Below are 7,958 nucleotides of genomic sequence, written 5' to 3' on the forward strand. Positions count from 1 at the left end.
GCTCGCGGCGCTTCGGGAACATGGGGGCCTTAGTTGGGGCGCAGCGGGCGGCCCTGGGCGTCCGTGCCGCCGTTGACGAGGATCATGATCCCGTCGATCAGCGGCCACAGGGCACCGAGGCCACAGGTCAGCCACGTCGCCGCGATCTGGCCGATCGCGATGCCGGTGTGCCCGGTGTAGAACCGACCGGCGCCGAAGCTACCGAGCAGGATGCCGAGCAGGCCCGCGATGAGCTTCGACTTGTCGGAGTAGGGAAGGCCGGTCGCCGGGTCGACGGCGCCGTATCCCGGCTGACCGCCGGGGTAGCCGCCCGGCTGACCGCCGGGGTACTGGCCAGGAGGTGGAGAGTAGGTCATGGCGCCGCAGCGTAGTGGGCTTTGGTTACCGCGCACGATCGGGTAGGCGACACCTGTGAATTCGTGTCTTGTTTGTTGGCAAATGCCGAACGAAATTTACGGTTTGTCCAGCGCGTTTAGTGGCGTTGACTGATGCAACCAGTGGTCACAGCGCGTCGCCGCCCCCGGCGTGCCCTCCGGGCCTAGGATCGCTGGGATGAGGATCGGTGTCCCGGCAGAGGTCAAGAACCACGAGTACCGGGTCGCGCTGACCCCGGCCGGCGTGCAGGAGCTGGTGCGCCACGGGCACTCGGTCGCCGTGCAGGCGGGCGCCGGGCTCGGCTCCTCGCTGGCCGACGCGCTGTTCGCCGAGGCCGGCGCCGAGATCGTCGAGGGCCCCGACGCGGTCTGGGGCGAATCCGAGCTCGTGCTCAAGGTCAAGGAGCCGATCGCCGAGGAGTACGGCCGGATGCGTGCCGGTCAGACGCTCTTCACGTACCTGCACCTGGCCGCGTCCAAGGAGTGCACGGACGCGCTCGTCGACCGGAAAGTCACCGGGATCGCGTACGAGACCGTGGAGCTGGCCGACCGGTCGCTGCCGCTGCTCGCGCCGATGAGCGAGGTCGCCGGGCGGCTGGCTCCGCAGGTCGGCGCGTACCACCTGATGCGCTCGGGCGGTGGCCGCGGAACGCTGATGGGCGGTGTGTCCGGGGTCTACGCGGCCAAGACCGTGGTGATCGGGGCCGGGGTCTCCGGCATGAACGCCGCGGCGATCGCACTCGGGATGCAGGCCGAGGTGCTGCTGCTGGACACCAACATCGACAAGCTCCGCGCCGCCGACCGCATCTACCAGGGCCACCTGCAGACCGTGGCGTCGAACAGCTACGAGATCGAACGGGCGGTGCTCGACGCCGACCTGGTCGTGGGCGCGGTGCTGGTGGCCGGTGCGCGGGCGCCGAAGCTCGTCTCCAACGCGCTGGTGGCCGAGATGAAGCCCGGCAGCGTGCTCGTCGACATCGCGATCGACCAGGGTGGCTGCTTCGAGGACTCGCGCCCCACCACGCACGCCGACCCGACCTACCGGGTGCACGACTCGGTGTTCTACTGCGTCGCGAACATGCCGGGCGCGGTGCCGCACACCTCCACGTACGCGCTGACGAACGTCACGCTGCCGTACGTGCTGCAGCTGGCCGACCGCGGCTGGAAGGACGCGCTGCGCGCCGATCCGGCGCTGGCGCTGGGGCTGAACACGTACGACGGCCACGTGGTGTCCGAGCCGGTCGCGGCCGCCCACGGGCGCACCGCGCTGCCCCTCGCCGACGCACTGGCCTGACGCTCCGGTCGGACCCACCGGCTACGGTCGCGGGCGTGGAGGCACTGGAGCGGGCCGTGCGTGGCTATCTCGACCATCTCGCGGTCGAACGGGGCCTGGCCCGCAACACCCTGGTGTCCTACCGGCGCGACCTCACGCGGTACGTGGGGTTCCTCGGAGCCCGCGGCGTCGACGGGCTGGCCGGGGTGGGGGAGCGTGACGTCGGCGAGTTCCTGGCCTCGCTGCGCGCCGGCGACGACGAACACCCGCCGCTGGCCGCGTCGTCCGCCGCGCGGGCCGTGGTGGCGGTCCGCGGCCTGCACCGGTTCGCCGTGCGTGACGGGCGGGCGAGCTCCGACCCGGCCCGCGAGGTCCGGCCCCCCACACCGGCGCGCCGGTTGCCGAAGGCGTTGCCCCTCGCCGACATCGAACGCCTTCTCGACGCCACCGGCGGCGGCGACGACGAACCACGCGCCGTGCGCGACCGGGCGCTGCTCGAGCTGCTGTACGGCACCGGAGCACGCATCTCCGAGGCTGTGGGCCTCGACGTCGACGACGTGCCCGCCGGTGAGCGCGACACGGTGTCGCTGACCGGCAAGGGCGACCGCACCCGCCTGGTGCCGGTCGGTTCGTTCGCCCGGTCCGCGATCGACGCGTACCTGGTGCGGTCGCGCCCGGCGCTGGCCACCGCCGGGCGCGGCACCCCCGCGCTGTTCCTCAACGCCCGCGGCGGGCGGCTGTCCCGGCAGGGCGCCTGGGGCATCCTGAACGCCGCCGCCGAACGTGCCGGCCTGGCCGGCAAGGTCTCGCCGCACACGTTGCGCCACTCGTTCGCCACCCACCTGCTCGACGGCGGCGCCGACGTCCGGGTCGTCCAGGAACTCCTCGGCCACTCCTCGGTCGCCACCACCCAGATCTACACGCTGGTCACCGCCGAAAAACTCCGCGAGGCCTACGCGATGGCCCACCCTCGGGCGCTCGGCTAAGGACGCGTTCCGACGCGGCCGTGGAAGTACGAGCTGAGCACCGCGATGTCGTCCTTGGTGCTTTCGAACGCGACGTCGTGATCGGCGAGCACGAGCGTGAGGTACTTCGGCGCGACCTCCACCCGGAGCACCTCCCCGTGCGCGATCGTCAGCGGTTCCTGACCGAGAAACCGGAACACGGCGATCGATCGTCGCGGGGTGACCACGAGCAGCGCCTTGAACGTGGAGTTCGCGATGTAACCCCCGTAGAGCTTGGATCGGGTCAGCGCGTCCCCTCGGTACGGCGGTGGTTCGAAGACGAGAAGCAGGCGGAGAACGCCGATCTCCTCGTCGTCGTCGAGCCGATCGGTGACCGCGTGCAGCACCTTGCGCCACTTCGGCGTCGGCAGACCCGGATAGACGGTGCGGAACGCGTCGTCGACACGTCGGAACCGGGCGACCCGTTCCGTCGACAGGCGGGACTGCCCGGGATCGAGCGGGAACGGCGTAGCGGCGGGTTGCCGGATCAGGTTCGACAGGTGGTGCACGTCGCCGGCAAAGCTCTCGAGACGCAGCGGCGCGGCCTGGCGATCGAGCAGCGCGTGGAGCGAGCGGGGCAGCACGTCCCGGGTCGGTAACGGGGTGCCGTCCAGCAGCACCGGTATGACCAGCATGTCGCGGCTGAGTCCGATTTCCACTTCCAACCGCACCCAGTCACCGGGGTCGTGCAGGCGCGGACCGCCGCGTGGTGTCGGCGCGAGCCAACCGGGGCCGATCAGGACGAGCAGCACGGTCGACTGCGCGATCGCGCTGCGGATCTGGCGGGGGAACGGTGTTCCGGCCGGCGTCGACGCGGCGTCGAAGTAGACGTTCGCGTGCCCGAAGGCCTGCGAGAGGCGGTCGTGCAGCCAGCCGGCGGCCCAGCGAGCGTCCTCACGGCGATAACTGACGAAAACGCGGGTCATCGGCGGGTGCCTACTCTCGACGTCGGTTCGGACGTCACTGAACGTGTTCGGGTCCGAGACTTACTGCAACAGGTCGTTCAGGGCAACCCTGGGTTTGGTTCGGGGTGACCCAGAACTCGGGAATCCGGGGGAAGTCAGGGACGACGCCGGATGGGCGGGGCGCCACTTCCCGCGAGGCTGGGAGCCGACGCGAGGAGGGTGAGATGAACGCGCGCACGGGTGGACGGATCGTGGCGGTCGTCGGGCGGGTCACCGCGCACCGCCTGCTGAGCCGCTCCACCGACGTGCGGGTGGGCGTCGGCGACGTCGACCTGCGCTACGCCGCCGCGCCCGACCAGGTCGGGGTCACCACCACCACGGGCGCGGTCGCGCTGCGGCTGCCCGGCGCCGGCCCGTACGCCGTGCGCACCCACACCGACGTCGGCGACACCGACGTCACCGTGCCCAGGGCCGCGACCTCGAAGCGCGCGGTCGACGTGACCGTCGACGTCGGGCAGATCGCGGTGGCGTCCGCATAGGACGCGACACGGCGAAGTTGCGACACGGCAACGACACGCCGGGCGACTTGCGGGTTTGTCGACATTCTTTGCTTTGGCCTCACCAGCTCCTTAGGGTTCACGGCAAGTTCGGCGGACTCTGCCGACGCAGACGCGGCGGGAGCTGGTGAGATGTCAACGAACCCGGTGATGAGCGACGACTCGGGCGCTCTGGAGCAGGCCACACTCGACCTGGCCACCCTGGGCATCGTGAACGAGCCGAGGAAGGCTCGCCGGTCCGAGGAGAGCCCGCAGGCCGAGAAGAGCGGCCACGGGCCGGCCCGGGTCATCGCTCTCTGCAACCAGAAGGGCGGCGTCGGCAAGACCACCAGCACGATCAACCTGGGCGCGGCGCTGGCCGAGTGCGACCAGCGTGTGCTGCTGGTCGACTTCGACCCGCAGGGCGCGCTCTCGGTCGGGCTGGGCGTCAACGCCTACGACCTCGAGCTGACGGTCTACAACCTGCTCATGCAGTCCGGCATCCGCACCGAGGACGTGCTGGTCAAGACCAACGTGGCCGGGCTGGACTTACTGCCGTCCAACATCGACCTGTCCGCGGCCGAGGTGCAGCTGGTCAGCGAGGTGGCCCGGGAGCAGACGCTCGACCGCGCGCTCCGCCAGGTACGTGACGAGTACGACTACATCCTGATCGACTGCCAGCCGTCGCTCGGCCTGCTGACGGTCAACGCGCTCACCGCCGCGCACGGCGTCATCGTGCCGCTCGAGTGCGAGTTCTTCTCGCTCCGTGGTCTGGCCATGCTCATCGACACGATCGAGAAGGTGAAAGACCGGCTCAACCCGGATCTGGAGCTCGACGGCATCCTGGCGACGATGTACGACTCGCGCACCGTCCACTCTCGCCAGGTACTGTCCCGCGTCGTGGAGGCATTCGGCGACAAGGTGTACGAGACGGTGATCTCGCGGACCGTCCGGTTCCCGGAGACGACGGTCGCGGGCGAGCCCATCACGACGTGGGCTCCCGGTTCGGGCGGTGCCAAGGCCTACCGGGCCCTGGCCCGCGAGGTGCTCGCCAGGTGAGGCGGCGGGTTCAGCTCCCCGGCGCCTCCGAGCTGTTCCGGATGACGACGACCCCCTCGGGGGCGAGCACGGTCGAGGTGATCGGGGGGACGCCGGCCGCGGCGTCCCGGCCGTCCCCGCGGCCCGTGCGCGAGCCGTCCACCCGGTCCGGCCCGCCGGCCGAGGTCACTCCCATCCGCGCGTCGCCGCGTCCTCCGAGCGGTCGGCAGCGGCACGATGAGAAGATCACCGTGTACCTGTCCTCCGGTGAGCTGCTCGAACTCGAGCGGACCCGGCTGGATCTACGGGCTCGTCACGGCATCGGCATCGACCGGGGCCGCATCGTCCGGGAGGCGATCGCCATAGCGCTAGCGGAGTACGACGCGAACGGGGAGCACTCGGTGCTGGTCCGTCGGCTCGCGAGCGGCCACTGACGTGCTCTTCGCGCTCGGTCGGCCGATCGCGCTGGCGGGTCTCGCGCTGGCTTTCGTGCTGGGCCTGATCATCCGGGTGCTGGCCATCCGGGCCGTGCAGCGGCGCCGGGTTCCCGCCGGGTGGGGCGAACCCCGGCGGGGCGGCGGCAAGCTCGTCGACGTCCGGCGTGACGTCGACATCTTCGGGCTGGTCGCGGCCGTGGTCGGGGGCACCGGCTGGGGCAAGAAGGTGGAGGACGCCGGGATGGCCCCGGCCCCGGTGCGGGTGCTGCTGGCCGGCCCGATCGCGGTCATCGTCGCCGCGCAACTGGCGTTCCTGGCGTTCGTGCTGGCCTCCGAGCCGGTGTCGCTGGCCGCGCTGAACTCCTCCAGCGTGCTGCGCGGCGAGATCGGCGGGGGCACCAGCCTGCAGATGTTCCTGCTCTCGCTCGCCGTCGGCCTGCTGTGTTTCGGGCTGCTCGACCTGGTGCCGCTGCCCCCGCTGGACGGCTGGGGGCTGCTGCGTCACGCGGTGAAGCGGCCCGGTACCGGCTTCCAGAAGGCCCGCTACTGGCTCGAGGACCAGAACGTCGGCATCGCGATCCTGCTCGCCGGGATGCTGCTGCCGCTGTTCCGGGGCATCCCGCTGTTCCTCTACATCCTCGACCTGGTGACCTGGCCGTTCTTGCTTCTCTGGGGTTGAGCGCCGCACACGGTACGGTCATGCGGTGACCGAGACCGATGCTCCCGCTCAGGGATCAGGGTACGGCGAGAAGTTCCACATCCGGCTGGAGAACTTCGAAGGCCCGTTCGACCTGCTGCTGCAGCTGATCAGCAAGCACAAGCTGGACGTCACCGAGGTGGCGCTCAGCCAGGTCACCGACGACTTCATCGCGCACATCCGGGGCATGGGCGACGACTGGGACCTCGGCCAGGTCAGCGAGTTCCTGCTGATCGCGGCGACGCTGCTCGACCTCAAGGCCGCCCGGTTGCTGCCGGCGGCGGAGGTGGAGGACGAGGAGGACCTCGCGCTGCTCGAGGCGCGTGACCTGCTCTTCGCCCGGTTGCTGCAGTACCGGGCGTTCAAGCAGGTCGCGTCGTTCCTGGCCGAGCGGGAGCGGGACGGCTCGACCCGGTGGCCCCGCGCGGTGCAGCTGGAGGAGCGGTTCTCGGCCGCGATGCCCGAGGTGCTGCTGGGCCTCACCCCGGAGCAGTTCGCCGCGCTGGCGGTGAAGGCGATGGCGCCCAAGCCGGTGCCGACGGTCTCGATCGAGCACATCCACGCGCCGAAGGTGTCGGTGCGCGAACACGCGGCGATCCTGCGTGAACGGCTGGCCCGGCTGGGGCAGGCGTCGTTCCGGGCGCTGTGCTCGGACTGCACGTCGACGCTGGAGATCATCGCGCGCTTCCTGGCGCTGCTGGAACTGTTCCGCGAAGGCGTGCTCCAGTTCGACCAGGTCGAGCCCTTGGGCGAACTCCACGTACGCTGGGTGGGGGGAGCTGATCGCGTCGTCGTCGAGATCGACGAGTACGGCAGCGACGCGGACACCCCGCCGGCCGACACCCGGCCCGAGCAGTCCTCACCGATCGTGCCGACGAGCCGCTCGGCGCCGGAGATCGAGACGAAGGAACGCGGTTGAACGAGGAGACACCGGCCGACGGGGCTTTGTTCTCCGCGCCGGAACGGGATCGGATCGAACCCGCGCTCGAAGCGATCCTGCTCGTCGTCGACGAGCCGGTCACCGAGGGGCTGCTCGCGCAGACGCTCGGCTGCGCGGTGCCCGAGGTCACCCGGGCGTTGCGCGGGCTCGCCGGCGAGTACGACGAGGCCGGGCGCGGGTTCGAGCTGCGTCAGGTGGCCGGTGGCTGGCGTCTCTACACCCGGTCGGAATACGCGCCGCACGTCGAGCGGTTCGTTCTGGAGGGCCAGCAGGCCCGGCTCACTCAGGCCGCGTTGGAGACGCTGGCGGTGATCGCCTACAAGCAGCCGGTCACCCGGTCGGCGGTGTCGGCGATCCGCGGTGTCTCGGTCGACGGCGTGATCCGTACCCTGCTCACCCGCGGGCTGATCGAGGAATGCGGTACCGATCCGGATACCGGTGGGTACCAGTACCGGACGACGACGCTGTTCCTCGAGAAGCTCGGCTTGAACTCACTGGAAGAATTGCCGGCGCTCGCGCCGCTCCTGCCCGGAATGGATGCCCTGGATGATGTCATCGCCGCGACGTAACCCCAACCCGCGTCGGGGTGACGGTCCGCCCCAGCGCGGTGAGTCCGCCGCTCGCGGCGGCCCCCGCGGCGGCGACGGCCGCGGTTCCGGCCGCGGCGACGGCCCGCGCCGCGGTGGCGGTAGCTCCGGCGGCACCGGCCGTGGCGGTAGCGCCGGCGGCACCGGCCGTGGCGGTAGCGCCGGCG

11 protein-coding genes are annotated in these 7,958 nt (G+C 71.0%); 8 read left to right on the top strand and 3 right to left on the bottom strand.

Features of this window, described 5'->3' with window-relative positions:
• Positions 1-29: 29 nt before the first annotated feature.
• Positions 30-356, bottom strand: coding sequence for an NINE protein (locus ABD437_RS38250; RefSeq protein WP_084700387.1), 327 nt, complete (start codon positions 354-356; stop codon positions 30-32).
• 196 nt (positions 357-552) lie between these two features.
• On the opposite strand from ABD437_RS38250, the gene ald reads away from it, so the two are divergent.
• On the top strand, positions 553-1,668 hold the full coding sequence (gene ald / locus ABD437_RS38255) for an alanine dehydrogenase (RefSeq protein WP_344653880.1): 1,116 nt from the start codon (positions 553-555) through the stop codon (positions 1,666-1,668).
• Entirely contained in the window at positions 1,665-2,633 is a 969-nt protein-coding gene (locus ABD437_RS38260) for a site-specific tyrosine recombinase XerD (protein WP_344653889.1), read from the top strand. Before ald ends, ABD437_RS38260 begins: the two co-directional genes overlap by 4 nt.
• Here the strand turns inward: ABD437_RS38260 and ABD437_RS38265 are convergent.
• Positions 2,630-3,577 (bottom strand): toll/interleukin-1 receptor domain-containing protein, encoded by a 948-nt coding sequence (locus tag ABD437_RS38265; RefSeq protein WP_344653881.1) that lies wholly within the window; start codon positions 3,575-3,577, stop codon positions 2,630-2,632. The two genes, ABD437_RS38260 and ABD437_RS38265, sit on opposite strands and share 4 nt — an antisense overlap.
• 203 nt (positions 3,578-3,780) lie before the next feature.
• Here ABD437_RS38265 and ABD437_RS38270 point away from each other — a divergent pair, with 203 nt between their 5' ends.
• The 6 genes from ABD437_RS38270 (at position 3,781) to scpB (ending at position 7,773) form a co-directional block, all read left to right on the top strand.
• Positions 3,781-4,095: a hypothetical protein gene (locus tag ABD437_RS38270; RefSeq protein WP_344653882.1), complete on the top strand. Its 315-nt coding sequence runs from the start codon at positions 3,781-3,783 to the stop codon at positions 4,093-4,095.
• Positions 4,096-4,263: 168 nt separating this feature from the next.
• A complete protein-coding gene (locus tag ABD437_RS38275; protein WP_425558341.1) occupies positions 4,264-5,151 on the top strand; it encodes a ParA family protein in 888 nt (295 codons plus the stop codon).
• Positions 5,148-5,564, top strand: coding sequence for a hypothetical protein (locus ABD437_RS38280; RefSeq protein WP_344653884.1), 417 nt, complete (start codon positions 5,148-5,150; stop codon positions 5,562-5,564). The genes ABD437_RS38275 and ABD437_RS38280 overlap by 4 nt, the downstream gene beginning before the upstream one ends.
• A gap of 1 nt (position 5,565) precedes the next feature.
• Positions 5,566-6,246, top strand: coding sequence for a hypothetical protein (locus tag ABD437_RS38285; RefSeq protein ID WP_344653885.1), 681 nt, complete (start codon positions 5,566-5,568; stop codon positions 6,244-6,246).
• A 25-nt stretch (positions 6,247-6,271) separates the two neighbouring features.
• Complete coding sequence (locus ABD437_RS38290) at positions 6,272-7,183, top strand: segregation and condensation protein A (protein WP_344653886.1); 912 nt, start codon at positions 6,272-6,274, stop codon at positions 7,181-7,183.
• On the top strand, positions 7,180-7,773 hold the full coding sequence (scpB, locus tag ABD437_RS38295; protein WP_425558339.1) for an SMC-Scp complex subunit ScpB: 594 nt from the start codon (positions 7,180-7,182) through the stop codon (positions 7,771-7,773). Before ABD437_RS38290 ends, scpB begins: the two co-directional genes overlap by 4 nt.
• Here scpB and ABD437_RS38300 read toward each other — a convergent pair.
• Positions 7,757-7,958 (bottom strand): hypothetical protein (locus ABD437_RS38300; RefSeq protein ID WP_344653887.1); only part of this gene is annotated, 202 nt, incomplete at its 5' end. The two genes, scpB and ABD437_RS38300, sit on opposite strands and share 17 nt — an antisense overlap.

Source organism: Cryptosporangium japonicum (assembly GCF_039524755.1).
GTDB classification, from domain to species: Bacteria; Actinomycetota; Actinomycetes; order Mycobacteriales; family Cryptosporangiaceae; genus Cryptosporangium; species Cryptosporangium japonicum.